General features: G+C 60.7%; 21 protein-coding genes and 2 pseudogenes. 16 read left to right on the top strand and 7 right to left on the bottom strand.

Annotation, left to right across the window (positions count from 1 at the left end; translation table 11 throughout):
* Positions 1-36: 36 nt before the first annotated feature.
* Positions 37-969: pseudogene (locus tag OOT33_RS07950) on the bottom strand (Rieske 2Fe-2S domain-containing protein); the annotation flags it as partial.
* 683 nt (positions 970-1,652) lie between these two features.
* Here OOT33_RS07950 and OOT33_RS07945 point away from each other — a divergent pair.
* From OOT33_RS07945 to OOT33_RS07920, 6 genes are all read left to right on the top strand, one after another.
* Positions 1,653-2,822: an amidohydrolase family protein gene (locus tag OOT33_RS07945; RefSeq protein ID WP_307749476.1), complete on the top strand. Its 1,170-nt coding sequence runs from the start codon at positions 1,653-1,655 to the stop codon at positions 2,820-2,822.
* 84 nt (positions 2,823-2,906) lie between these two features.
* Positions 2,907-3,758 (top strand): alpha/beta fold hydrolase, encoded by an 852-nt coding sequence (locus OOT33_RS07940; protein ID WP_307749475.1) that lies wholly within the window; start codon positions 2,907-2,909, stop codon positions 3,756-3,758.
* Between the two features lie 29 nt (positions 3,759-3,787).
* A complete protein-coding gene (locus OOT33_RS07935) occupies positions 3,788-4,609 on the top strand; it encodes an SDR family oxidoreductase (RefSeq protein ID WP_307749474.1) in 822 nt (273 codons plus the stop codon).
* 258 nt (positions 4,610-4,867) lie between these two features.
* A complete protein-coding gene (gene cofH, locus OOT33_RS07930) occupies positions 4,868-7,105 on the top strand; it encodes a 5-amino-6-(D-ribitylamino)uracil--L-tyrosine 4-hydroxyphenyl transferase CofH (protein WP_307749473.1) in 2,238 nt (745 codons plus the stop codon).
* A 2-nt stretch (positions 7,106-7,107) separates the two neighbouring features.
* The gene (gene npdG, locus OOT33_RS07925) at positions 7,108-7,761 is read left to right on the top strand and encodes an NADPH-dependent F420 reductase (RefSeq protein ID WP_307750336.1); all 654 of its coding nucleotides are present in this window, start codon (positions 7,108-7,110) and stop codon (positions 7,759-7,761) included.
* 138 nt (positions 7,762-7,899) lie between these two features.
* A complete protein-coding gene (locus OOT33_RS07920; protein ID WP_307749472.1) occupies positions 7,900-8,220 on the top strand; it encodes a DUF4286 family protein in 321 nt (106 codons plus the stop codon).
* A gap of 238 nt (positions 8,221-8,458) precedes the next feature.
* Here the strand turns inward: OOT33_RS07920 and OOT33_RS07915 are convergent.
* Positions 8,459-9,219, bottom strand: a protein-coding gene (locus OOT33_RS07915; protein ID WP_307748392.1) for an IS5 family transposase whose coding sequence is annotated in 2 segments (ribosomal slippage) — positions 8,459-8,883 and positions 8,883-9,219 — 762 coding nt in all. Because the reading frame shifts where the segments join, the coding sequence is not laid out codon by codon here.
* 114 nt (positions 9,220-9,333) lie between these two features.
* Between OOT33_RS07915 and OOT33_RS07910 the strand changes: the two genes are divergently transcribed.
* The 10 genes and pseudogenes from OOT33_RS07910 to OOT33_RS07865 all read left to right on the top strand — a co-directional run bounded on the left by OOT33_RS07910 (position 9,334) and on the right by OOT33_RS07865 (position 19,465).
* Positions 9,334-10,368: an aldo/keto reductase gene (locus OOT33_RS07910; protein WP_307749471.1), complete on the top strand. Its 1,035-nt coding sequence runs from the start codon at positions 9,334-9,336 to the stop codon at positions 10,366-10,368.
* Between the two features lie 445 nt (positions 10,369-10,813).
* Positions 10,814-11,242 (top strand): nuclear transport factor 2 family protein, encoded by a 429-nt coding sequence (locus tag OOT33_RS07905; RefSeq protein WP_307749470.1) that lies wholly within the window; start codon positions 10,814-10,816, stop codon positions 11,240-11,242.
* 274 nt (positions 11,243-11,516) lie between these two features.
* Complete coding sequence (locus OOT33_RS07900; protein ID WP_307749468.1) at positions 11,517-13,187, top strand: FAD-dependent oxidoreductase; 1,671 nt, start codon at positions 11,517-11,519, stop codon at positions 13,185-13,187.
* 84 nt (positions 13,188-13,271) lie between these two features.
* A complete protein-coding gene (locus OOT33_RS07895) occupies positions 13,272-14,396 on the top strand; it encodes an acyl-CoA dehydrogenase family protein (RefSeq protein ID WP_307750335.1) in 1,125 nt (374 codons plus the stop codon).
* Positions 14,397-14,405: 9 nt separating this feature from the next.
* Positions 14,406-15,590, top strand: a complete 1,185-nt coding sequence (locus OOT33_RS07890; RefSeq protein WP_307749466.1) for an acetyl-CoA C-acyltransferase — start codon at positions 14,406-14,408, stop codon at positions 15,588-15,590.
* Positions 15,591-15,603: 13 nt separating this feature from the next.
* Entirely contained in the window at positions 15,604-16,365 is a 762-nt protein-coding gene (locus tag OOT33_RS07885; protein ID WP_307749464.1) for an SDR family NAD(P)-dependent oxidoreductase, read from the top strand.
* Positions 16,362-17,177 (top strand): enoyl-CoA hydratase-related protein, encoded by an 816-nt coding sequence (locus OOT33_RS07880; protein ID WP_307749463.1) that lies wholly within the window; start codon positions 16,362-16,364, stop codon positions 17,175-17,177. Before OOT33_RS07885 ends, OOT33_RS07880 begins: the two co-directional genes overlap by 4 nt.
* A 104-nt stretch (positions 17,178-17,281) precedes the next feature.
* Positions 17,282-17,374 (top strand): annotated as a pseudogene (locus tag OOT33_RS07875) (beta-ketothiolase); the annotation flags it as partial.
* Positions 17,374-18,354, top strand: coding sequence for a nitronate monooxygenase (locus OOT33_RS07870; protein WP_307749462.1), 981 nt, complete (start codon positions 17,374-17,376; stop codon positions 18,352-18,354). The pseudogene OOT33_RS07875 and the gene OOT33_RS07870, both read left to right, overlap by 1 nt.
* 16 nt (positions 18,355-18,370) lie before the next feature.
* Positions 18,371-19,465 carry a CoA transferase gene (locus tag OOT33_RS07865; protein ID WP_307749461.1) on the top strand — a complete coding sequence of 365 codons (1,095 nt, stop codon included), beginning with the start codon at positions 18,371-18,373 and terminating at the stop codon, positions 19,463-19,465.
* A gap of 184 nt (positions 19,466-19,649) precedes the next feature.
* On the opposite strand, the gene OOT33_RS07860 is transcribed toward OOT33_RS07865, so the two are convergent.
* The 5 genes from OOT33_RS07860 to OOT33_RS07840 form a co-directional block, all read right to left on the bottom strand.
* A complete protein-coding gene (locus tag OOT33_RS07860; protein ID WP_307749459.1) occupies positions 19,650-21,080 on the bottom strand; it encodes an aldehyde dehydrogenase family protein in 1,431 nt (476 codons plus the stop codon).
* 137 nt (positions 21,081-21,217) lie between these two features.
* Positions 21,218-21,781: a 2-phospho-L-lactate guanylyltransferase gene (gene cofC, locus OOT33_RS07855; protein ID WP_307749458.1), complete on the bottom strand. Its 564-nt coding sequence runs from the start codon at positions 21,779-21,781 to the stop codon at positions 21,218-21,220.
* A complete protein-coding gene (gene cofD / locus OOT33_RS07850; RefSeq protein ID WP_307749457.1) occupies positions 21,778-22,704 on the bottom strand; it encodes a 2-phospho-L-lactate transferase in 927 nt (308 codons plus the stop codon). Before cofD ends, cofC begins: the two co-directional genes overlap by 4 nt.
* Positions 22,701-23,492, bottom strand: a complete 792-nt coding sequence (gene cofE / locus OOT33_RS07845) for a coenzyme F420-0:L-glutamate ligase (RefSeq protein WP_307749456.1) — start codon at positions 23,490-23,492, stop codon at positions 22,701-22,703. Before cofE ends, cofD begins: the two co-directional genes overlap by 4 nt.
* A 214-nt stretch (positions 23,493-23,706) precedes the next feature.
* A complete protein-coding gene (locus OOT33_RS07840; RefSeq protein ID WP_307749455.1) occupies positions 23,707-24,687 on the bottom strand; it encodes a TauD/TfdA family dioxygenase in 981 nt (326 codons plus the stop codon).
* Positions 24,688-24,931 lie beyond the last annotated feature (244 nt).

The raw sequence follows: 24,931 nt of genomic DNA, 5'->3' as shown, positions 1-24,931 counted from the left end.
TGCAGCGATTAGGGTCACATCAGGATGCGGATAGGAAATGATGACCAGCGCCTCGCCTGCTCGTGCCGAAATGAATATGTTGGGAAAGACGACATAGAAATGACTGTCGATCATCTGTGCGTCGGAAAGCTGGGCAAGGTCGAGCCCCTTGGCCTCCAGGCTTTCGCGGGTCGCCTGCTGGAAAAGCCTTCGCGTAGTGACTCCAGCGGGAAAAGCCAGTTCCCCGTTCGAATTGCGGTACTGGTCTAAAAGTTCATCGAAGCGGGGCAGCACGAGGGCAATACCTGGAAAATTGTCCATCAGTCGACGCATTGCCTGTGCCTGATCTTCAGGCCCGTAATTCTCGAGATTGGCGTCCCCAAACGGGCCAGAACTTACCGAATGATCCCCGAAGAAGCCGTAACGCTGGTTGGTTTCGTCCAGTGTCGAGACCAAATCCGGGTGAATGCCCTGCAGATGATAGGCTTCCTGGAAGGCATCCATTACGATTTTCCAGTTGCAATCGACGGCTTCGATTACATTAATGCCTACCGGCACCATCTCGTCGAGATGGTAGGGTGCCATGAGATCGGCAAATTCACCGAGATACTCCTTCAGCGGGCGGGCGTCGGGGTCAGGATTCAGGAATATAAACCCGGCAAAGCATTCAACCGGGACTTGCCGAAGCCCCAACTGGTCCTTGCTGCCGACGAAGTCCTCGACCGGACCATCGTAATCCGGCTTCGGAACCGCGAGGAGCTTGCCATCGAGGCCGTATGACCAGTTATGATAAAGGCAGGTAAAGCGGGCCGACTTGCCATGCCCTTCGCAGAGCGCGAAGCCGCGATGCCTGCAAGCATTAACAAAGCCGCGAATGACGTTGTCTTTGCCTCGGACGAGTATGAAGGACTGATCGAAGATACGATATTCGGTCCAGTCGCCCGGTTGGGGGATGTCATCCGGTCGTGCGGCGACCTGCCAGATGCGCATCCACAGGCGTTCGCGTTCGCGCGCATGAAACGCCGGACAGTGATAGCGATCGGTCGAGACGTGCATGCGAAATTGCGCAAAGTCTATATCCTTGATGCGGGGACCGCGTTCGATACATTCACTGGGAAGTTTCGAAGTCATTCTGGCTGACCTTTTTCAATATGGCATGTTTCAATATGGCATGATGCGAGATGCGCCCAAGTCTCGGCGCAAAAGGCTGTGGCTCAGATTTGCCGACGCCCCCGATATTGTCAAGTCATATTGTTCGACGAAATATGACCGGATCGGGAGGGGCTTTTGGGTGTAGCCGGTCAGTATCCAATTGTTTTACGGTTCATATTCTCTTGGCGCGTGTCGATTGTGGCTTATGGGCCTGCTGTCGTTTCGATAGAAGTTCGCCGAGCGGTTCACCGCATATTGCTCTGTGGGCATAGTGCCCGGTGACGGAAGCAGGGCGCCGCAGTGACCGTCTCGCCGGGCTTCGCCTTAGCGCTTGCCGGAAGCTCAAAACCGGGATGTCGTTCGTTCGAGGCGGCCAATTTTGTTGGACAATATGGCTTGACACAATGGCCTTCCGGGTTACAGATGACCTCGGCTCAGATCGCCGCTTCGGCGATGACCGGTTGTACGGGGCTCCGCCGGAAAGCGGTGGCCCGTTCTCCACAATATTGGCGAGGTTTTCAGTGACGAACTATATTTGCATCGACGCGGACGCGCACATCACCGAGCCGTCCGATACCTGGACAAGCCGCGTTGCAGCGCGTTTCAAGGATCGCGTGCCGCAGGTTCGCACGGATCCAGCGAACGGTGCGGCTACCTGGTATATGGGGGATAGCAAGCTGGCGACCGTTGGATTGACGGCAATGGCGGGTTTTGCCGGGGAGTTGCCGGCCTTTCCGCTGAATTACGAAGACGCCATCACGTCGTCTTATGACTCGGCGGAGCGGCTCAAGTTCATGGACGAGGCGGGAATATGGGCCCAGGTTCTTTATGGCAATGTGGGCGGTTTTGGCGCGCAGCAGTTCCTGACCGGCGACGACCGTGATCTGGCGAACGAGTGCGTGCGGGCATACAACGACTTTCTGGTCGACTGGACTTCGGTCGATCCCCGCCGGTTCGTGAAGAGCGTGGCGGTGCCGTTTTGGGATGTCGACGAGACCGTCAAGGAAATCAAGCGCTGCGTCGATCTGGGCTTCCGTGGCATCACTTTCACGGGCGCGCCGCACGAGTTCGGCTTTCCATTTATCGGCGACCGATACTGGGATCCGTTGTGGGAGATTGCTGTCGAAGCCGATCTGCCGATTAATTTCCATATCGGCAGCGGCGATCTTTCCAGCCTCAATTTTGAAGAGCGGTGCAAGGTGGACGGGTTTGCATCGGCGTGGGCGCGGGGCAGCGCCGACTGCTTCCTGATGAACGCGTTCCAACTCAACGACCTGTTGTTCTCTGGCGTGCTGGCACGTCATCCGAAGATCAAGTTCGTTTCGGTGGAGAGCGGTATTGGCTGGATACCGTTCGTGCTGGAAGCGGCCGATCACCAATTCGCTGTGAACGATGTCGCCAAAAACCGGCCCGAATTCACAATGCGGCCAAGCGACTACTTCCGGCAAAATGTCTATGCATGCTATTGGTTCGAAAAAGATGCGCCGGGCCAGGTGATCGACACGATCGGCGAGAACAACATATTGTTCGAAACCGACTTCCCGCACCCGACATGCCTGTACGACAATGTCGCCGAGGCGATTGATACTGCCCTGGGCAGCTTCGATCCAGTTCGTAAGCGGAAAATCCTGTTCGAAAACGCTGCTGACCTCTACAAGATCGAGATGCCCGCGGACCTCGTGACCGCCTGAATGCGGTATTCGCAAGGGCAGCAAGAGCTGCAATATATAATAAGCGCGAAATCGAAAAACGAAGCATATAGAGGAGATGGGGTTGTGGCCAAAATCAGCGTCAACGGTCTCGATATCGCTTATGAGATAATTGGCGATGGGCAAAAAAACGCCATCATCACGCCAGGCGGGCGGGAATCGAAGGACACGCCAGGGGTAAGGGAAACCGCTCAAGAACTAGCCAAAAACGGATACAGGGTCGTCATCTGGGATCGACCCAATTGCGGTGAATCCCATATTTCTTTCGAGGGCGAGAGCGAATCCATTCTCAACGCGGATGTGTTGGCCGGGTTGCTCAAGGCGCTCGATATGGCGCCTGCGCTGGTCGTCGGCGGGTCGGCCGGTTCGCGCGTTTCACTGATTGCCGCGCTGCGTCATCCGGAAGTCGTCAGCGGTCTGGCGATGCTGTGGATTTCGGGAAGCTGGACCGGGATGTCCGTGCTCGCGTCCTTCTACTGCGGCGGTCCGGCCGAGGCAGCGCGGAAGGACGGCATGCGTGCCGCAGCGGAACATTTTGCTTTGGCTCCATGCGTCCAGCGCAACCCGGACAATCTGGAGCGGATACTTGCCTACGATGTAGAGCAGTTCTGGGATATCATGCAGAAGTGGGCGAAAGCGTTCTTCATGATCACCGACTCCCCGCTGCCGTGCATCACGCGAGCTGATCTGGCAAAATTGAACATGCCAGTGCTCATTTTTCGTAGTGGTGTGTCAGACCCCAGTCATCCGCGCGCCACATCGGAAGAACTGGCTGCGCTGATACCCGGCGCGCAGATCGTCGACCCGCCCTGGGGCGATCGCGAATGGATCGAGCGTATCAAGGATCCGACAGCCCTTTTCAAGCGCTGGCCCCTGCTGGTGCCGCAGCTGGTTGAGTTCGGTCGGCAGGTGGCTTGATGAGCGGTTGGCAAGGGGCGGGCGGCGCGTTGCCGACCGGCGTCGCCGTCGTTACCGGAGCCGCAGGGGGAATGGGTTCGAAATGTGCGGCGTGTCTCGCGCGCGATGGCTGGAAGAATTTGCTGCTGTGTGATGTTGACGCCGCCAGACTGGAAGCGGTGGCGCGGCCGCTTCGTGAGAACGGGACCAACGTAGAGATCATTGCCGGCGACATCACCGATCCGTCCTTCATCGCGAAGATCGTCTCGGCAGCGGAAGCGCGTGGAATCGGCGCCCTCGTTCATACGGCCGGCATAGCGCCGCAGATGGGTACCAAGGAGCGGGTTCTTGCCATCAACCTCGACGCAACATTGGCGCTTGTGGAAGCTGTCAGGCCGCTGATGACACAGGGCAGCGCGATTCTTCTTTACGCGTCGACGGCGTCGCACATCCCCGAAGCGCCCGAGCTTGAAGCGCTTTTCGAAAATCCGCTTCCGCCGGGGGGAAGTCTCAGCTACGCGGATCGGGTTCCCGGCGCTATGGAGGCCTACAAGCTGTCCAAACGTGGAGTGCGTGCGCTGGTACGGCGCGAAGCGCGAAGCTTCGGCAAGCGCGGCGTCAGGCTTGTGTCGATTTCCCCGGGGATCGTCGACACCGTCATGACCGAGGGTGAAATGAACGATCCGATGCGGTTCATGATCGACGTGGCAGGTGTTCAGCGGAAGGGCGATCCGGTCGAGCTGGCTGAAGTTTCGGCCTTTCTCGTTTCGCCCCGTGCTAGCTTCATCACAGGAACAGACCTGGTTGTCGACGGCGGACAATTGGCGGGGATCGAGCACGCCGAAGTGGCAATGCCTGATTTGCCCAAATAGCGCGTGATGACCTGTGCCCCTTGTCGATCGCAGCAGCGCTGGGAGTGATGATCAAAGCAAGTTGCGTTTCGTAACCAAAAGGCCCGGTTAGGATTGGGCATAGTTTTTTAGGGCCGAATCTCGATCCGCCCCAGGTAAACGATGCTCGCGGGTTAAGATGGTGGAGTGGTGTGTCTCGTGTTGACAGGACCTAGTCTTGAAGTTCCTGATCTGGAAGCCAGGCGTGATTGGCTGCTTGGCGCGTCCTTGGACGAGCTCATGCGGGAGAGCGAAGCGCTGACGCTTGCGGGCCATGGTTCGCTTGTCACCTACTCGCGCAAGGTGTTCATCCCGCTGACCCGGCTGTGTCGGGATGTTTGCCATTACTGCACGTTTGCGGCCTCGCCGTCGCGGCTTGAGGCGCCTTATCTTGATCGCCACGAGGTTTTGCGGATTGCGCGTGCGGGGGAGGCGGCGGGGTGCCGCGAGGCGCTGTTTACGTTGGGGGACCAGCCCGAGCTGCGCTTTGCAACGGCGCGCGCCGCGCTCGACCGGCTGGGCCACGAGACGACCTTGTCCTATCTTCGCGAGATGGCGGCGCTGGTGGCCAGTGAGACGGGGCTGCTGCCGCATCTCAACCCCGGGCTGATGGGTGCGGGCGATTATGCGATGCTGCGCCCGGTTGCCGCTTCGATGGGGATCATGCTCGAGACGTCGGCGGCGCGCCTGTCCGAGCGGGGCGGGCCACATTTCGGGTCGCCGGACAAGCATCCGGAACAGCGCCTCGCGTCGATTGCCGAGGCGGGCCGCGCGCGCGTTGCCTTCACCACCGGCATTCTGATTGGCATCGGCGAGACCCGCAGCGAGCGGATCGACGCGCTGCTCGATATTGCCGCGCTTCACCGTCGCTACGGTCATATCCAGGAGGTGATCGTCCAGAACTTCCGGGCCAAGCCCGGCACGCCGATGGCGCGGCATCCCGAGCCGTCGCTGGAAGAGCATCTGTGGACGATCGCGGCCGCGCGCCTCATCCTCGGGCCGGACATGTCGATCCAGGCGCCGCCCAATTTGCGCCCGGACGAGCTGGGAGAGTTGCTGCGGGCGGGTGTGAACGATTGGGGTGGCGTGTCGCCGGTAACGATCGATCATGTGAACCCCGAGGCGCCCTGGCCGCATCTTGCCGCCCTCGACGCGGCAACCGCCGCTGCAGGGCGCGTGCTGCGGCAACGGCTCGCGATCGGCCCGGGTCATGCGCGCGATCCCGAGCAATGGCTGGATCCGTCGATGGCCACGCGGGTGCGCCGGGCGGTCGATGGGCGCGGGTTGCCCTTTACCGATGGATGGCGCGCCGGATCGGGCAGTGCCATAGCCGCCATGGCGCCGGGCCCCTCCGCCGCCTTGTCGACGGTCGATGGGATCATCAGCCGGGCGGCGAGCGGCGATGGCCTGTCGGAGGCGGATATCGTCCGGCTGTTCTGCGCCGAGGGCGAAGAGGTACGCCACATCGCTGCGGCAGCCGATGCGCTGCGCCATGAGGCCGTGGGCGATGCCGTCACCTATGTCGTCAACCGCAACATAAACTACACCAACATCTGCCTCTATCATTGCGGCTTCTGTGCCTTTTCCAAAGGAAGCACGCGGTCGCTGCGCGGCGCGGCCTACCGGCTCGACCTTGAGGAAGTGGCACGCCGGGCAGCGGAGGCGGCGGCGCGCGGCGCGACCGAGGTCTGCCTGCAGGGCGGCATCCACCCCGAGTTCAATGGCGAGACCTATCTCGCCATCACGCGTGCCGTGCGGCAGGCGGCGCCGGGCATTCACATTCACGCCTTTTCCCCGCTCGAAGTCAGCCATGGCGCGGCAACGCTGGGGTTGCCGCTGGAGGACTATCTGGGGCGCCTCAAGGCCGCCGGCCTTGCGACATTGCCCGGCACCGCGGCAGAGATACTCGACGACGAGGTTCGCGCTGTCATCTGCCCGGACAAGGTCTCCACCCAGCAGTGGCTCGATGTGATGCGGTCGGCGCACGCGGTGGGTTTGCGATCGACCGCGACGATCATGTTCGGCCATGTTGACCGCTACGACCACTGGGCGCGCCATCTGTTGCGGATCAGGGCGCTGCAGGAGCAGACCGGCGGCTTTACCGAGTTCGTTCCGTTGCCGTTCGTCCATATGGAAGCACCCTTGTGGCGCAAGGGGGCCGCGCGATCGGGGCCGAGCTATCGCGAGGCCTTGCTGATGCACGCCGTTGCCCGGCTGGCGCTGCATCCGCACATACCCAACATCCAGGCATCCTGGGTGAAGCTCGGTCCTGATGGTGCGTGCGAGGCGCTCACTGCTGGGGCCAATGATCTTGGAGGCATATTGATGGATGAGACGATCACCCGGTCGGCAGGCGGCGTCAACGGCCAGCTGTTCGATGCGGCGAGGATGGAGGCGACAGCGGCGGCGGCAGGGCGCTTTGCCCGCCAGCGCACCACATTTTATGGTCCCGTAGCGGCCGAACGGGTGCCCGCGTGACTATGCTCGGCACGATCGCCGTCATCGGCGGGACCGGCAATCTGGGCGCGGCGCTCGCGCGGCGCTGGGCAAAATCGGGCCTCACCGTGATCCTTGGGTCGCGCTCTGCCGCCGGTGCGCAGGAGAAGGCGGCCGAACTCGGCTTTGGCCTGTCGGGCGCTGCCAATGCCGATGCGGCCGCTCAGGCCGATATCATCGTCGTCACCGTGCCGTGGAGCGCGCAGGAAGCGACCTTGCGCGAGATCGCGCCTCATGTGGCCGGCAAGCTGGTGGTCGACACCACGGTTCCGCTCGTGCCGCCCAAGGTGATGCGGGTGCAGCTTCCCGTCGAAGGCAGCGCCGCGGTGCGGGCGGAAGCTTTGCTCGGCGGGCAGGGCACGCTGGTCTCGGCCTTCCACAGCGTCGCCGCCCATAAACTCGCGACCGACGAGGAGGTCGATTGCGACGTCCTCGTGTTCGGAGACGACAAGGCCGCCCGGACCCAGGTCATCGAACTTGCCCGCCACGCCGGGCTGCGGGGCCTGCACGCAGGTGCCCTCGTCAACTCCGCCGCCGCAGAGGCCCTCACCTCCATACTCATTTTCATGAACAAATCATACAACCTAGACGGCGCAGGCATCCGTATCACCGGTAAACTCACCAATCCGGAACCCTGAAACCAGGTGACGAACCAAAAATTCAAGGGCAATAAACACCCGACGAAATATACCTACATGATTGTCAGATAAAATGGTTATGACATACAGTCGCGGACGACCAACCAGGTAGACAATATTCATTTTGGGAGCGAGGACATGGCAAAATTCAAGATGGTGGTTTTAACCAATGCTGTCGATGGTCGCGACGCCGAGTTCAACAGTTGGTATGATGACGTTCACCTGCCTGATGTTATGGACATTCCGGGCATCGTGGGCGCGGAGCGGTTTCGCATGCGGGAAGGCTCCCGATGGAACTACCTCGCGATCTATGATGTCGACTGCGATAACGTTACCGATGTCCAAAATGAATTAGATGCACGTGCCGGAACCGACCGGATGACGATGACCGATGCGCTCGACATGGCCGATATATATATGGGGATAGCGGAAACGATCACGCCCTACCGCTCGGCTTGAAGGTGGTTGATCGACATGTTGACTGCCGCTTTCACCGAAGGCCGACAGCGCATTGCCCGCTCATTGACGTATAAATCTGTTTGGCCGTCCTATAGAGCATCGTTCGCAAAAGCCTGTCCTGAGCTTGTCGAAGGGTGGGAACCGGTTTTGCGCCAAAACGATGCGGTAAAACAAAAACTTAGAGCGCGCTGACCGATCCAGATTTAACGCAGCGCGCTCTAGGGTCAGGACTCATTGATCAGAGCCAGAAGATGACGGTAGCAGCGAGGGCGATGGCCGAGAGAAAGACGGTTGGGCATCTGTCATAGCGTGTTGCGATACGCCGCCAGTCCTTGAGGCGACCGAACATGATCTCGATGCGGTTGCGGCGTTTGTATCTGCGCTTGTCGTACTTGACGGCTTTGTTCCGGGATTTACGGCCCGGAATGCAGGGTTTGATGCCCTTTTCCCGCAAGGCATCACGGAACCAGTCCGCATCATAACCCCGATCAGCCAGCAGCCACTGTGCCTTGGGGAGGGTGTCGAGCAGGGCGGCGGCCCCTGTATAATCGCTGACCTGACCTGCGGTTATGAAGAGGCTGATTGGGCGACCGTTTGCATCGGTGACGGCATGCAGCTTGGTATTCATGCCACCCTTCGTGCGCCCGATCAGGCGTCCAGCTTCCCCCTTTTTACCGCCAGGCTGGACGCCGTGCGGTGGGCTTTGAGATAAGTTGCATCGATCATGACCGTCTTGCGTTCGGGAGCCTGCGGTGCGGCTAGGCCTTCCATCATCCGGACGAAGACACCCTTGTCTCCCCAGCGCTTCCAGCGGTTATAAAGCGTCTTCGCCGGGCCATATTCCCTTGGCGCATCGCACCACCGTAATCCATTGCGATTGACGAAGATTATCCCGCTTAACACCCGTCGATCATCAACCCGCTGGCGACCATGGCTTTTCGGAAAATAGGGCTGAAGCCGAGCCATCTGCTCGTCCGTCAGCCAAAACAAATCACGCATCTCTCAGGCTCCTTACTGCGCGCCTGAATCACATTGCAGCCCGATAATCAATGGGTCCTGACCCTAGCTGCCTGCTTGGCGCGTGGGGCCGATGAGACGTTGGAGAAGCAAGCGATGGAATACAGACTGTTGGGCAACAGCGGCCTGCTCGTGTCGCGGCTTGCTTTTGGTGCCATGACCTTCAGTAGCGGCAATCGCGATCTTTCGCTGTTCAACGTGGACCCTGACAGTGCCGATGGATTGGTCGGCCAGGCGATCGACGCAGGAGTAAACTTCTTCGACACAGCGGACGTTTATGCCGGCGGTCAGTCTGAGGAGATATTGGGGAAGGCATTGGCCCCTCACCGGCAGAATGTGGTGATCGCAACGAAAGTGGGTGGACGCTCCTCTCAGCAACCCCTGGATGCCGGGCTGACACGGCGCCACATCCTGGCCTCCGTCGATGCAAGTCTGCGGCGGCTGGGGACGGACTGGATCGACGTGTATCTCGTCCATCGCGAATGCTCCAATACGCCCCTGGAAGAGACGCTTTCCACACTCGATGCGATCGTTCGCGCAGGCAAGGTGCGCTATCTCGGTTTCTCGAACTGGTCGGCCTGGCGGGTCGTGGCGGCCATGGAGATGATGCGAGCAAACAACCTCGTCCCTTTCACCCACGGCCAGCTCTATTATTCACTGGTAGGGCGCGACATTGAGGATGAGCTGCTCCCCGCCCTGGCGCACTATGGTCTTGGTCTGACGGTGTGGAGCCCGCTGGCCGGCGGATTCCTGACAGGCAAATATCGTCGCGGCGCGCAGCCGGACGAAGGTACGCGTGCTGCCGATTTCCCTGCCATGCCCATGGATGTCGATAGAAGCTACGCGACGCTCGATGTGATGCGTCAGGTTGCTGATACGCACGGAGCTAGTCTGGCTCAGATCGCACTTGCATGGCTGCTGGAGCGGCAACCGGTCACAAGCATATTGCTTGGAGCCAGCAAATCCGATCAGCTTGCCGATACACTCAAGGCCGTCAACGTTCGGCTCAGCGCCGAGCAGTGCGCGGCACTGGATGCCGTCAGTGCAGGTGAACCGCGCTATCCTCATTGGTTCCTAGAGCTTTTTTCCGACCAGGTGATCACTGGGCTGCTCGCTACCGCGCGGAACTGATGCGGTTAGGGAAATAGGGCTGTCGCGAAGTGCAGGCGATTTGCGGGCTGGAGCATCGTGCCAAAAAGGCCTGTCCCGAGCTTGTCGAAGGGTGGGAACATGTTTTGGCAAAAACGATGCGACAACAAAAGATAGAGCGCGCGTCTTGCGTCAGATTCAACGCTGCGCGCTTTGGATTATCGGTTTGTGCTCGGGCCACCACAGGGATGTTTGCTCCGCGCGGTCAAGATTATGTCTCTAACTGGCAAGAGCACTGCCCCCATTCGTCTATCTTCGCCGTCTGAGGCGCTGGTCTAGCCAGCTGGCACAATCTGGCGGTGTTAATAGTCGGCAATGGCTCAGAACGCTGGATGTTGCGAAGATTGGAACGGCGATCCAGTCGTTCGGATGGTTTCCATTCGCCCCGGCGAGTGCGCGACGAACGAGAAACAGACGGAGCGAGTAAGTGGATATTGAGACACGGAAAGAGACAGCCAAAGCTTTTATGTTGGCGCTGGATGCCGGTGATGCCGAATTCGTCCGGTCGCATATTTCAGATGACTTCCATGTCCAGTTTATGGACCAGACACCCATTTTCGAGAGCGGGGGGGATATCCCCAACCGCATGGCGGCTCCGGAATTTTTGGCAGGTGGTGTGCCCCTGATCCGCTCAGTCACCGTAGATGGCATGCACTTCGTGTTCACGTCCGTAGTTGCTGAGGGCGATGAAGTGGTTATTTTCGGAAAATCGGACGGCCAGACGGTAACGGGCAGAGCCTATAGAAACGTCTATGCGTGGCGAATTGTCTTCTCCGGTGACAAGATCATCGAGCTTAACGAGTTCTGCGATACGCATCTTGCCCGAAATATAATCTTTTCGATGCAGGCGGCCTGATCTGCAATTGGGTGATATTTCCAACCGGAGCATCGTGCCAAAAAGGCCTGTCCTGAGCTTGGCGAAGGGTGGGAACCGGCTTTTGGCAAAAGCGATGCGACAACAAAGAGAGCGCGCGCGTCTTGCGTCAGATTAACGCAGCGCGCTCTAAAGCGTCCGGAAGCCGACAATTATTGCTGTGCTCAGGCGGCATTCGCGAAAAGGCGTGCAAACCCCTTCTTGTCGCTTGGATCTGACAGCGTGCGAGAACCTTCCATGAGGGGAAATCAGGGAGATGGAAGCCTTCGACGAAACGTTCGATTTCGTGGTCGTCGGCAGCGGAGCCGGCTCGATGGCGGCCGCGCTGATGATGCGCTCTCAGGGCAAGAGCGTCGTAATTCTGGAGAAGACCGATCTCATCGGCGGCACGACCGCGCGCTCCGGGGGCGCAATGTGGCTGCCGAACAACCGGTTCATGAAGCAGGCTGGCATCGATGAAAGCGACGAGAAGGCCAAGCTCTATTTCGACGCTGTAGTCGGTGATCATAACGATACACCCGGAGCCTCGCGCGAGCGGCGGCACGGCTATATCGAGCAGTCGCCGCAGCTGGTCGATTTTCTGGTCGGTCAAGGTGTCAAGCTGCAGGCAGCAAGATACTGGCCGGACTATTATGATGAGTTGTCTGGCGGGCTTGCTGTAGGTCGTACCGTGGTCGCCCAGCTATTCAACGTCAATGAATTGGGTCCATGGCGCAAGAAGCTGCGGCCGGGCTGGATACCGATGGCCGTCTTGGTCGAGGATGCCTTTGCGCTTCAACATGTGAAGCAGTCCTGGCGCCTGAAACGGATGGCCGCCAAAGTTGGCTGGAAGATGTTCACTGCGAAACTGACGGGCAAGCAATGGGTAACGGCCGGAGAAGCTCTTCAGGGTCGAATGTTGCAGGCTTCGTTGAAAGCGGGGACTGACATTCGGACCGATGCGGCGGTTACGGAACTGATCGTGCAGGACGACGCGGTGAAGGGCGTGGTCATAACGCGTGGCGGCATCCCCTGGCGGATTGCGGGCCGCCTCGGCGTGCTCGTGAATGCGGGCGGTTTCTCCAGAAATCAGCGGATGAGGGATAAATATCAGCCCGGTACTTCCGTCGAATGGACAAGCACCTGTCCGGGCGACACGGGCGAAATGATTGAGGAGATGATGCGCCATGGCGCAGCCGTCGCCCAGATGGATGAAATGGTCGGTTCGCAGACGGCGATGGTTCCGGGGATCGGTGAACATGATATCAAGCCGGGCGTCCATCTCTTCACTGGCCTTCCCCATGTGATCGTGATCGACCAGAGCGGCGTCCGCTACATGAACGAATCCGGCTCCTATATGGAATATTGCCAGCACATGCTTGAGCGTAACAGGACTGTCCCTGCCGTACCGAGCTGGGCGCTTTTCGACACGAACGCGATCACCAGATACATGCTGGCAGAGACGCTGCCCGGTGCGCGAAAGCCGAAACGGTGGTTCGATGAGGGGTTCCTGGTCAAGGCAGACGATCTCGACGAGATGGCCAGGAGGCTAGGGATGGAGGCAACCACTCTTCGAAACACGGTAGAACGCTTCAATGGTTTTGTGGACCGCAAAGTCGACGAAGATTTCCATCGAGGGGAAAGGTCATATGATCGCTTCATTGGCGATCCGTTCAACAGCCCCACACCGACGCTAGGAAAGATAGAACGCGCGCCTTTCTATGCTTTCCGGGTTTATCCGGGGGATGTTGGTACGTATGGAGGCGTCGTCACGGACGTTCGCGCCCGCGTGCTCAAGGAGGATGGCACCGCCATCCCCGGTCTGTATGCCACCGGCATATCCACCGCATCTGTAATGGGTCGCAAGTATCCCGGCGCAGGCGCCAGTGTCGGGCCGTCGCTGCTATGGGGCTATGTCGCCGCCAAAGACGCGCTCGGCCTTGCGTGATCTTGGTGCGGTCATGTCAAGCTGCAAGAAACTGTGCATTATGCAACGTAGTCCTCAGTTCGTACAATATTTGGAGGTTTCGTGATTCTGTCGGAGACGCAGGTCGCCATACGCGACGCCGTTCGCGAATTCGCGCAGGAGGAAATTCGCCCCCTGTCGTCGCATTTCGAACAGCAGGGCGGTTATGACGACGGCCTGTTCGAGCGTATCGCCGCTCTTGGGCTGCTGGGAATGGTGGCGCCGGAGGAATATGGCGGGGCGGCCAGCGATTATGTTTCCTACGCGCTGGCTCTCATCGAAATTGCGGCGGCTGATGGCGCGCTGTCTACGATCGTTTCCATTCAGAACTCTATCATGGTGTCCGGGCTGCTCAGGGATGGGACAGCGGAGCAGAAGGCTCTCTTCCTGCCTGAACTGATTTCGGGACGGTGCATCGGCGCTTTCGCACTCACCGAGACGGATGCTGGCTCGGACGCGTCGGCGATCAGGACCAGGGCAACGAAGGTCGACGGCGGCTGGAGGCTCGATGGAGCCAAGCAGTTCATCACCTCGGGCAAGATAGCCGGACTGGCCATGGTGATTGCCGTAACCGATGCTTCAGCCGGCAAGAAGGGAATGAGCGCGTTCCTCGTGCCGACCGATCGGCCCGGCTATATCGTCGACAAGGTTGAGCACAAGCTTGGCCAGGTCGCCTCCGACACCTGCGCGTTGCGGTTTGAAAATCTGTTTGTCGAGGATGAGCTGGTTCTCGGGCAGGTCGGCCAGGGCTATCGGATTGCGCTTTCCAATCTGGAAACCGGCCGTCTCGGTATCGCGGCGCAATGCGTGGGGATGGCGCAAGCTGCACTCGATATTGCGACCCAGTATGCGAAAGAGCGCGTGTCCATGGGCAAACCCATCATCGATCATCAGGCGGTCGGCTTTCGGCTCGCTGATCTGGCGACCCGGCTTGAAGCGGCCCGGCAGCTCGTCCTTTCGGCCGCGGCGTTGCGGGACGAGGGGCTGCCCGCACTGGCGCAGGCATCGATGGCGAAGCTCTTCGCATCGGAGACGGCCGAAATCGTCGTGTCTGGCGCTATTCAGACACTGGGGGGATACGGCTATCTAGAAGAATTTGGCGTCGCGAAAATCTACCGCGATGTTCGGGTCTGCCAGATTTACGAAGGCACGTCCGACATCCAGCGGATGGTGATCGCACGCTCTTTGTGAGGACTGAACATGGTTGGTGATCCCATTGTCATAGCAAGCTACGCCCGCACGCCAATGGGCGCGTTTCAGGGCGCGCTGTCTTCCGTGAAGGCGACTGAGCTTGGATCGGTCGCGATCCGGGCTGCGGTCGAGAGAGCGGGCGTAGCCGGGTCGAGCATCGATCGCATCTACATGGGCTGCGTTCTCCCAGCAGGGTTGGGTCAAGCGCCCGCGCGGCAGGCGGCGCTTGGTGCGGGCCTCCCAGAAAGCGTGCAGGCGACCACAATTAACAAGATGTGCGGTTCCGGCATGCAGGCGGCGATCATGGCAGTCGAAGCTCTGCAGGCAGGAGCCGCTGACGTCGTTGTTGCCGGCGGCATGGAAAGTATGACGAATGCGCCCTACGCGCTCGGCAAACATCGCGGCGGCGCGAGGATCGGCCATGATCGCATTATTGACACCATGATGATGGATGGCCTGGAAGACGCATACACACCGGGCAAGCCCATGGGCGCCTTCGCGCAGGATTCGGCGAACGCCTATCAGTTCACCCGCGCGATGCAGGATGCCTTTGCCATTCGTTCGCTGGAGCGGGCGCGCGAGGCCATTTCCTCTGGTGCTTTCTCCAGCGAGATCGCGCCGGTAGAAGTCAGCGCGCGCGACGGCTCTATAATAGTTGATACGGATGAGCAGCCCGGACTGGCCAAGCCGGACAAGATACCAAATCTGAAGCCCGCTTTCGCTGTTGACGGAACGATAACGGCGGCCAGTTCGGCATCCATTTCCGATGGCGCCGCCGCCCTTGTTCTTACGCGTCAGGGCATTGCCAATCGTCTTGGCGCGACGCCTATTGCGCGGGTGATCGGCTGTTCGGCTCATGCGCATGCGCCCTCGCTGTTCACAACGGCCCCGGTAGCCGCCATCGAAAAGCTGCTCGCGCAAATCGGCTGGTCGGTTAGCGATGTGGACCTCTTCGAGGTAAACGAGGCATTCGCCGCTGTCGCCATGATCGCGGCGACCGATCTTCAGATCCCCGACGACAAGCTCAACGTGAATGGCGGTGCGACGGCGCTGGGCCACCCGATCGGGGCATCGGGCGCGCGGATCGTCGCAACCCTGCTCGCTGCGCTTGAACGGCGCGGGCTGAAACGGGGCGTGGCCAGCCTGTGCATCGGCGGCGGCGAAGCTACCGCCATGGCGTTTGAAATGCTCTGATAGAGGACTGAGAATGAACATTGAAGGTGTAGCAGCAATCGTTACCGGGGGCGCATCCGGTCTGGGCGGTGCAACGGCAAAGCGCCTTGCCGCCGCCGGTGCGAAAGTCACGATCTTCGATTTGAACGCGAATCTGGCTACCCCGCTCGCAAAAGAGATCGGGGGGCACTTCGTTGCGGTAAACGTTACTGACGAAAACGCTGTTGAATCCGCTCTTCAGGAGGCTGAGGGGCTGCACGGCAAGGCGCGGATCCTCGTCAACTGCGCCGGGATCGGCCCTCCGGCCAAGGTGATCGGTCGCGACGGCGCCGCGCTTCCGCTCGGCGAATTCTCCAAAATTGTAACGATCAATTTGATTGGTACCTTCAACGTCCTGTCAAAGTTTGCGGCGCGTCTGTCCATGGCAGATCCGATCGGCGAGGAGCGGGGCGTCATCATCAATACGGCTTCGGTCGCTGCCTACGAAGGGCAGATCGGCCAGGCCGCTTATGCGGCGTCAAAAGGTGGCGTGGTTGGCATGACATTGCCGATTGCGCGCGAATTTGCGCGCTACGGCATCCGCGTGATGACGATTGCGCCTGGCCTGTTCCTGACCCCGCTTCTCGAGAGCCTTCCCCAGGAGGCGCAGAACTCGCTGGGCAGTCAGGTTCCGTTCCCGAGCAGACTGGGTGCGCCAGAAGAATATGCGCAACTGGTCGAAAGCATCATCGCCAATCCAATGCTGAACGGCGAGACAATCCGTCTCGACGGCGCTATCCGGATGGCGCCGAAATGAGCGGTCCGGCCTCTTCGGCGCAGTGCGCGGAGGAGCCGCTGATCACCGAGGTGGCCGAAGGGATAGCCTGGCTGACGTTGAACCGCCCCGCAGCGGGAAACGCTATCGACCTGGCCATGGCTCGCGCCTTGGTCGAAGCCTCGATCCGTTGCCAAACCGATACGGCCATTCGGTGTGTCGTTCTCACGGGAGCGGGCCGGCTGTTCTGCGCAGGTGGCGATGTCGGCACGTTTGCCTCCGCAGGCGATCAGGCTCCGGCGCTGCTCAGCGAACTCGCGGGGACGTTGCATATGGCGCTGGCGCGGTTTGCGCGGATGCCCAAGCCAATGCTTGTTCTCGTCAACGGCCCTGCTGCCGGAGCCGGCTGCGGCCTCGCAATCGCAGGTGACGTTGTACTGGCGGCGCGCTCTGCGCACTTCACCGCCGCCTATGGGGCGCTGGGTTTGACGCCGGATGGCGGCCTGAGCTGGCTGTTGCCCCGGCTCATAGGGCTCCGCAAGGCGCAGGAGATCATATTTACGAACCGCCGCATAAACGCCGACGAAGCCGAAGCGATCGGAATGATCACGCGCACCGTGGATGACGAGGTTCTGTACGAGGAAGGGCGCCAAACCGCGTCACGGCTTGCCGCGGCCGCGGTCTGCGCGGTCGGAGCGACGCGGGCGCTTTTGCAGGAGGGTTATTCGAGCGGCTTTGAAACGCAGCTTGAGCGGGAAGTGCGGGCGATCAGCACCGCAGGCGCATCGGCGGAATTCCGCGAGGGCCTAGCCGCCATCCTCGCCAGACGTACACCCGATTTCAGAGGAGTCTAAGAATGGCCGAGGCCTATATAATGGATGCCGTGCGGACACCGGGTACCAAGCGCAAGGGGCAATTCGCGCAATGGCATCCCGCAGACATGGGAGCAGAGGTCCCCAACGTGCTCTGTGTGCGAGGCAAGCGTTATGGTCTGCAGACGATGTGCGAGGGTGGCGGTGTTGCCGATGTGACGATCATGGAGGCACTTTAATGGCATTGCGAACGCGATTCACCGAACTGGTCGGAATTGAGCACCCGATCGTTCAGGGCGGCATGATGTGGGTCGGTCGCGCCGAGCTGGCGTCGGCCGTGTCCAACGCGGGTGGTCTTGGGATTTTGACTGCGCTGACCCAGTCGACGCCCGACGATCTCCGGCGCGAGATCGATCGGTGCCGGGCCATGACGGACAAGCCGTTCGGGGTTAACCTGACCATTCTTCCCTCCGTCACCCCGCCGCCATATGCGGAGTATCGCAAGGCCATCATCGAAAGCGGTGTAAAGATAGTCGAGACCGCAGGGTACAAACCGAAGGAGCATGTCGATGACTTCAAGGGCCACGACATCACCGTGATCCACAAGTGCACTGCCGTGCGGCATGCGGTTTCCGCCGAAAAAATGGGCGTCGACGTCATCTCGATTGACGGCTTCGAATGCGCCGGTCATCCGGGAGAAGACGATATCCCGGGGCTGGTGCTGATCCCGGCGACGGCCGACAAGATCTCCATCCCGATGATCGCGAGCGGAGGCTTTGCCGACGGACGTGGCCTGGCGGCGGCGCTTGCGCTCGGCGCTGAAGGCATCAATATGGGAACACGCTTCTGCGCGACGAAGGAGGCTCCGATACACGATGCCGTAAAGCAGTTTATCGTCGCCAATGACGAGCGCGCCACAAACCTGATTTTCCGGCGCTTTCATAATACCGGGCGGGTGGCCAAGAACAGCGTCTCCGATCGTGTCGTGGAAATTTCGGCCAGGCCTGATGCCGAATTCGAGGATATCCGCCCGCTTGTGGGCGGCGCCCTCGGCCGCGAGGCGCTGGAAACGGGCAATCTTGATGCCGGACTGGTCTGGGCGGGCCAGAGCCAGGGGCTGATCCATGACATCCCAACCTGCCAGACCTTGGTGGACCGGATAGTCGAAGATGCGCAATCGATCATCCGGAACCGGATGAACGCGATGATCGCGGTGTAGATGAGGGAGGCATGTCATGACGACTGCGCGGGTTGAGACGTCAGCGACCGGTCCGCTCGCGGGTGTTCGCGTGATCGAGTTTGTCAGCATCGGGCCCGGTCCTCATTGTGCCATGCTGCTGTCCGATATGGGGGCAGACGTATTGCGGATTGACCGGGAGGGGGGGAATGGCTGGGCCAATCCGGTCGCGGACCGTGGCCGCGCGACAAAAACGGTGGATATCCGGTCTGAAGCCGGTCGCGCCTTTTGCCTCGACGTCGCGGCGAAGGCTGACGTCGTTATCGAAGGGTTCCGGCCCGGGGTGATGGAAAGACTTGGCCTCGGCCCTGCGCAAATGCTCGAGCGGAATCCGCGCCTGGTCTACGGTCGGATGACGGGCTGGGGACAGGATGGACCACTTGCCCAGACGGCCGGCCATGACATCAACTATATCGGGCTGACGGGTGCACTTGCGGCGATCGGCAAGCCCAGCGAACCTGCCACCGTCCCGCTCAATCTTGTCGGAGACTTTGGCGGTGGCTCGATGTTTCTTGCGCTGGGCATTGTCGCCGCTCTCTTCGAGCGCGAGAAATCCGGACTGGGGCAGGTGGTGGATGCGGCGATAATCGATGGCGTGGCGTCGCTCATGACCATGTTCGCCGGGTTGATCCCGTCCGGAAGCATATCTGTCGAGCGCGAGACAAACATTCTCGCCGGCTGCGCCCCCTTCTATCGTTCCTATCTTTGCAAGGACGGCAGGGAAATGGCGGTCGGTTCGCTGGAACCGAAGTTCTTCAACGAAATGCTGGAGAAGCTGGGTCTGCAGGCGCTTGGCAACTGCCAGGACGATAGGAGCCAATGGCCGATGCTGACGGCCGCCTTGCAGCAGGCTTTTCTTGCCGAAACCCAGGCCTATTGGACCGAACTGTTTAACGGCTCGGACGCGTGCGTCGCACCGGTATTGACGCTCGAGCAATCATTTTCTCACCCCCACCTGCGCGCGCGCGAGACCTATGTGGAGAGGGACGGGGTCCACCACGCGGCACCGGCCCCGCGCTTTTCCCGAACACCTTCGGCCATCAGGCCGACACTGGATGCGGAAGCCATGTTGGCATCGTGGGAAAGCCACTAGAGCATCGTGCGCAAAAGCCTGTCCTGAGCTTGTCGAAGGGTGGGAACCGGTTTTGCGCCAAAACGATGCGATAAAAAAACTTGCAGCGCGCTGACCGATTCAGATTTAACGCAGCGCGCTCTAGGACCGTCGATGCGCCAAAAAGGCGAGACGGATTGAACGTCTATCTGCAGGCCGGTCGCTCTCAGCCGCGCCGAATGACCATGTTGCGGATTTCGCTCATATCCTCCATCGCAAAGCGTATACCTTCACGGCCGAGACCGGAATCCTTGACGCCCCCATAGGGCATGTTGTCGACCCTGTAGGATGAAACGTCATTGACGACGATGCCGCCGACATCGAGATCGTCCCAGGCGTTGAGCACTTTGTGGATGTCTCGGGTGAACAGGCCTGCCTGAAGGCCGAATTTGCTATCGTTCACTTCGCTCAGCGCTGCGTTCCAGTCGCTGAACTTCGAGAGGATCGCCAGCGGTCCGAAGGCTTCTTCGCGTACGGCGTCGCACCCGGCCGGCACGTCCTCCATCAGCGTGGCTTCCAGCATGGCGCCGTTGCGCTGTCCGCCGACGAGCAGCTTGCCTCCGGCCTCACGGGCAGACTGGATCCATCCTTCGAGCCGCCTGGCTTCCTTCTCGGAAATCATGGGACCGATGAATGTCTTGCGGTCCTTGGGATCGCCCGCCACCAGCGTTTTCGTCCTTTCGACGAGCATGGTCCGGAACCGATCGTATATGTCCTCATGAATTATGATGCGCTGTACGCCGATGCATGACTGGCCCGACTGATAGAAGGCGCCGAAGATGATGCGTTCGAGCGCGTGGTTTAGATCGGCGTCGTGGTCGACGATCACCGCAGCATTGCCGCCTAGTTCAAGCACGACCTTCTTCTTGCCGCTCTTCGCCTTCAGGTCCCAGCCCACTTCCGGGCTGCCGGTGAAGGAGAGTAATTTCAGCCTGTCGTCGGTCGTGAACAGGTCCGCGCCATCGCGGCTGGCGGGAAGTATCGAGAACGCTCCCTTGGGGAGCACGTCGCACTCGGACAGCACCTCGCCCATGATGATTGCACCGAGCGGCGTCAGGCTGGCGGGCTTCATCACGAAGGGGCACCCCATTGCGATCGCGGGCGCGATTTTGTGGGCGGCGAGGTTCAACGGAAAATTGAAGGGGCTGATGAAGCTGCACGGGCCGATCGGCACGCGCTTCCACATACCCATATACCCCTTGGCGCGCGCCGAGATGTCCAGTGGCTGGACCTCACCATAGTTGCGCGTCGCTTCTTCGCTGGCGATGCGGAATGTGTCGATCAGGCGCGTGACCTCACCCTCCGCATCATTGATCGGCTTGCCTGCCTCGACGCACAAAGCATAGGCAAGCTCATCGAACCGCTCGCGGAAACGCCTCACGCAATGGTCGAGCACGGACTGCCGCTCGAAGCTCGCAAGCTTCGCCATCGCCGGTGCGGCGCGGGCGGCACCCGCGATGGCTTCGTCGATAACATCGGGGGTCGCCAGTGCTGTGCGGAAAGCGACTTCGCCGGTGAACTTGTCCGTGACCGCGAGATCGCTGTTGGGCTGCGCGGCCTCATTGTTCAGGTAAAGCGGATAGACGCTTTTCAGCATGTCAAATCTTCCTTTGTGATTGGCCGCGATCGGCCGCATTGCGCCACTTCAATTTCGTCCGTCGCTACCCGGATGTTCCGCACTGCTCCAGCTCTGAGCGAATATCTTTGCCCGAACAGGTCCCGAAAGGTTCTTTGTCATTTAACAAAGGCTCCTTGTTGCAATGCGCTCCACGCGGCCATGTCGTCCGGCGTGTCGAGGTCGTGAGACAGTCCGGGCGTCTGGACGATCCGCGCACAGGCTGCGGCGGTGCGATGGGCCTCGAAGCTGCCGGGCCCGAAGGCAAGTGCCATCTCGATGCCGGGGGGAAGGGCGAGCGCGTTGGTGCCCGTGCCGTGCCGATCCGGCGCGATGGCGACCGCGCCGTCCGTCGCCGCGTTCATGAGCTGGCTTACATCATTGGTGCAAAGATGCGGCAGGTCTGCGTGAATAATGAGGACGGCGCGATGCAGCCATCGCCGGCGTGCTTCGCCCAGTTCGGCGTTGAGGCCCCGGCCCTGGTCAGGCAGCCAGACCGTCCCTGCACGGCTTTCTGGCGACAGGAGGCCGATCTCGACGATCCCGGGCGTTTCGCGCACCGTTTGGAGCACGTGCGCTGCCATCCGCTCGGTGAGGGCAATACGGTCGTCCTCGGGCAGGCCAAGCCGGGTCTTGCGCCGCGTCGGCGATTTCAGGGGGACAATGGCGTGCCATCCGGTCATCGCGCGAGTTGCCCGGCCAGCGCGAGCGCGCAGCGGGCGACGCGGCGCTTGTCTTCCAGATCGCGCATGAGCGTGCTTGTATGGCTGGCGGGCATGTCAGCGGGCAATTCATCGGAAACATCGACCACCAGGCCGTCTATCATCCCGCGATAGTGGGCGATGATCGCCGCATTGGACTCGGGCAGGTCCAGTTCCGCCATGATCTTCGATGTCGGGCCCTTGATCGACCGTCCGCCGATAAGGGGAGAGACGGCCACCTTTCCCGCAGGGCTTTCGCGCAGGGCATCGGCAATACCGGGGACGGCGAGGATCGGATCGACGCTCAGGAACGGGTTGGACGGGGCAATGAATATGGCGGACGCCTCGGCTATGGCTTCGACCGCACCCGGAGCCGGACGCGCCTTTGCAGCGCCCTCGAACTCGACACCCAGTAGACGGGGCGCGCATTGCCGCTCGACGAAATAGCGCTGGAAAGGCAGGCGGCCTTCGTCCGTGGTCACTATGGTGGCGACAGGGTCATCGGACATGGGCAGGACGCGCGCGTCGATCCCCCAGGCTTGCGTCAAATGTGCCGTTGTGTCGGACAAGCTATGCCCGGCGCGCAGACGGTCTGTCCGCAGAATATGCGTCGCAAGATCACGATCGCCAAGCTGGAACCAGGCGGGGCCGCCCAGCTCCCTGAGCGCGCCCATGCACTGCCAGCTTTCGTCCTGCCTCCCCCACCCGCGATCCCTGTCGGACAGGCCTGCCAGTGCATAGAGGACGCTGTCGATATCGGGCGAGATATGGAGGCCCAGATGCGTGAAATCATCGCCGGTGTTGACGATGGCCACGAGGGGCGGACGCTCTGCAAGATGGTACATGCCTTCCACGAACTTCGCGCCGCCTACGCCGCCGCTCAGGATGACGATCGGCCCGTTCACCGGAACAGATCCTCTTCAAGCGGACGTACAAGTGCCACCGCAGGGTTGTCACCCTGGGGAAGGGAAAGACCGCGTATGAGTGCGGCAGGAATGCCCTCGGCACCTTCTCCGGTGACGAGGCCGGCGGCCGCGGCAACAAGATCGGCAAGGGCAACTTGGGTCACCGCCAGCGTTCGCCCGTCTCGATCCGGCTCGCCGCGCCGGTCGATCAGCGAGGGCAGCCCGGCGGCGCCAATGGCGACCGGAACGACGCCATGCCGCCAGGGGCGACCAAAGCTGTCGGTGATGACGACGGCGGGCGCAACGCCGGTCAGCGCAGTGATCCCTGTTCGCAAGGCGCGTGCGCTCTGGTCGGGGTCGAGGGGGAGAAGGAGGATGCGGTCGGGATCGCTGCCGCCGAGGTTGGATTGGTCGATACCCGCATTGGCCATGACGAAGCCGCAGCGGTGCCGCGTAATCAGCACATGAGGGGCCGCACGCACGACCGCTGTCGACTCCCGCAGCACCATCTCGACAAGGCGGGGCTCCTTGCGCACCTGCTCGGCGAGGCTGATGGCCTCCGCCGTCGGCGCGACATCGGCCAGGCTGGCCCAGCGCCCTTCCGACTTGGAGACGATCTTCTGCGTCACGATCAGAGCGTCGCCGGGCATGATCGTATCGCCGCTCTGGCGGATCGCCGTGGCGATGAGGTGCGGAAGATCATCGCCTGCGCGCACTTCACCCATTCCCGTAACAGGATGGATCGTGATCCGGGAAGATGGTCCGTTGCTCGTGTCGCCGGCCGTCACGCCATCTATTCCTCAAACCCCGATACAGTAATGTGCGCCAGCCTAGGCGTGAAGGTCCATTCAGGCAATGCTCCGATAGCCACGCCGGTTGGTTGAGGTCAACTGCGGCAGCTGCGAAATGGGCCCGCAAGCCTATCATTTCAGTCCGAAGGCATGCCGACGCCTGTATCAGTCACATAGCCCTGGCTCTGTCGTGCGGCTCCCCACAGTCGCCCTATACGACGTTCCGCATCACTTCCCCGATCTTCTTTCCGTCCTCGAAATATCCGAGGCCGTAATCACCCTTTATCGTCGTCCGCAACGTGCGCCGTTCATATTTGGGATCGCACCCTTCCACGGCATGCAGCAGGCGCCAGTTGTCCCAGATCAGCATGTCGGTGGGGCGCCAATCGTGCCAATAGACCGCATTCCCCGTGCAGAGTTCATTGATTGTCTGGCAAACTTCTTCGAAGAATGCCTCACCAGCCGGGTCTTCATGATGTTCAATGCCCTCGGACATCCAAGGGCCTATGTGAAGGACTTTCTCGCCGGATGCCCGGGTCCAAATGGCCGGATGCATCGCCCGTGGGAACATCGCTACTTCGTGCAGCATCGCTCTCGCTTGGGGGACGTCGCCCAATGCCTTGAAGTTGACGCCGAACCGCATTTTGGTCAGCCGGATATCGAGCGTGTAGATGATGTTCAGTTTTTCCAGCTTGTCGCGCAAGGCGGCCGGAAACCTCTTGTAAAGATCGATACCGTCGGCGAAGCCGGTCCGCCCGCCCTCGGGCGCGTTGATGGCAGCGCGCAGAACGCCTGCGCGGTTGAGTTCATCATTATAACAGTGGTCGAAATGCCATGGGGAAAATCTCGCGAGCCTCTTCCCGTCGATTTCCACCAGCCCGTCCACGTTATTGGGATCTTCGTTTGGAAGCGAATGCATGTCGATGACGCCGGGATGCGCATCGCCCACATCGCCGTCACGCGGGGTCGATTTGGTCGGATGATCCTTGAGCGACCCGAACACCTCGCTCAGGGCAACCTGCATTTTCGAGCTTGGCTCCATGTTTTCAAAAACGAGGAGTCCGTGTTCCTCGAACAGTCCATTGAGTTGGGCGCGAACTGCGGTATCATTTATGTTGTTCCAGCCCACGCCGTCGACACGCGCTCCAAAGGGCAGATCCTCCTTCAGTTTGCTGATCTTCAGTTCGCTCATGTCGCCACTCTCCAGAAACTTTTTGGTATTCGTCGATAATAAGGCGAGGAGGTCGCACGATATTGATCCAACAAGACAGAAAATTGACGTGGTGGATAGCATCCGGGTCTGCGTCGCACGCTGATAGGGCGCCACGTGGCAGGTCCGGAGTGCCGTTGATCAAGGTGTCGCCCGGCAGAAGGGGGTGCAGATTGTCCTAGTAAGTTGTCGGTCAATAATGTAATAATCTGGCCCAGCATTTCGG

Source organism: Sphingobium sp. DEHP117 (assembly GCF_030867385.1).
Taxonomy (GTDB): Bacteria; Pseudomonadota; Alphaproteobacteria; order Sphingomonadales; family Sphingomonadaceae; genus Sphingobium.
The sequence above is the reverse complement of the archived record's forward strand: the minus strand, read 5'-3'. Positions and strand labels throughout refer to the sequence as shown.

What these genes read in the sequence shown, in the direction of transcription:
- cofC (WP_307749458.1), bottom strand. Translation starts at nt 21,781, where the DNA reads ATGACCGGATGGCACGCCATTGTCCCCCTGAAATCGCCGACGCGGCGC.
- OOT33_RS07840 (WP_307749455.1), bottom strand. Translation starts at nt 24,687, where the DNA reads ATGAGCGAACTGAAGATCAGCAAACTGAAGGAGGATCTGCCCTTTGGA.
- OOT33_RS07860 (WP_307749459.1), bottom strand. Translation starts at nt 21,080, where the DNA reads ATGCTGAAAAGCGTCTATCCGCTTTACCTGAACAATGAGGCCGCGCAG.
- OOT33_RS07910 (WP_307749471.1), top strand. Translation starts at nt 9,334, where the DNA reads ATGGAATACAGACTGTTGGGCAACAGCGGCCTGCTCGTGTCGCGGCTT.
- OOT33_RS07890 (WP_307749466.1), top strand. Translation starts at nt 14,406, where the DNA reads ATGGTTGGTGATCCCATTGTCATAGCAAGCTACGCCCGCACGCCAATG.
- OOT33_RS07870 (WP_307749462.1), top strand. Translation starts at nt 17,374, where the DNA reads ATGGCATTGCGAACGCGATTCACCGAACTGGTCGGAATTGAGCACCCG.
- OOT33_RS07885 (WP_307749464.1), top strand. Translation starts at nt 15,604, where the DNA reads ATGAACATTGAAGGTGTAGCAGCAATCGTTACCGGGGGCGCATCCGGT.
- OOT33_RS07920 (WP_307749472.1), top strand. Translation starts at nt 7,900, where the DNA reads ATGGCAAAATTCAAGATGGTGGTTTTAACCAATGCTGTCGATGGTCGC.
- OOT33_RS07900 (WP_307749468.1), top strand. Translation starts at nt 11,517, where the DNA reads ATGGAAGCCTTCGACGAAACGTTCGATTTCGTGGTCGTCGGCAGCGGA.
- OOT33_RS07880 (WP_307749463.1), top strand. Translation starts at nt 16,362, where the DNA reads ATGAGCGGTCCGGCCTCTTCGGCGCAGTGCGCGGAGGAGCCGCTGATC.
- npdG (WP_307750336.1), top strand. Translation starts at nt 7,108, where the DNA reads ATGCTCGGCACGATCGCCGTCATCGGCGGGACCGGCAATCTGGGCGCG.
- cofH (WP_307749473.1), top strand. Translation starts at nt 4,868, where the DNA reads ATGCGGGAGAGCGAAGCGCTGACGCTTGCGGGCCATGGTTCGCTTGTC.
- OOT33_RS07865 (WP_307749461.1), top strand. Translation starts at nt 18,371, where the DNA reads ATGACGACTGCGCGGGTTGAGACGTCAGCGACCGGTCCGCTCGCGGGT.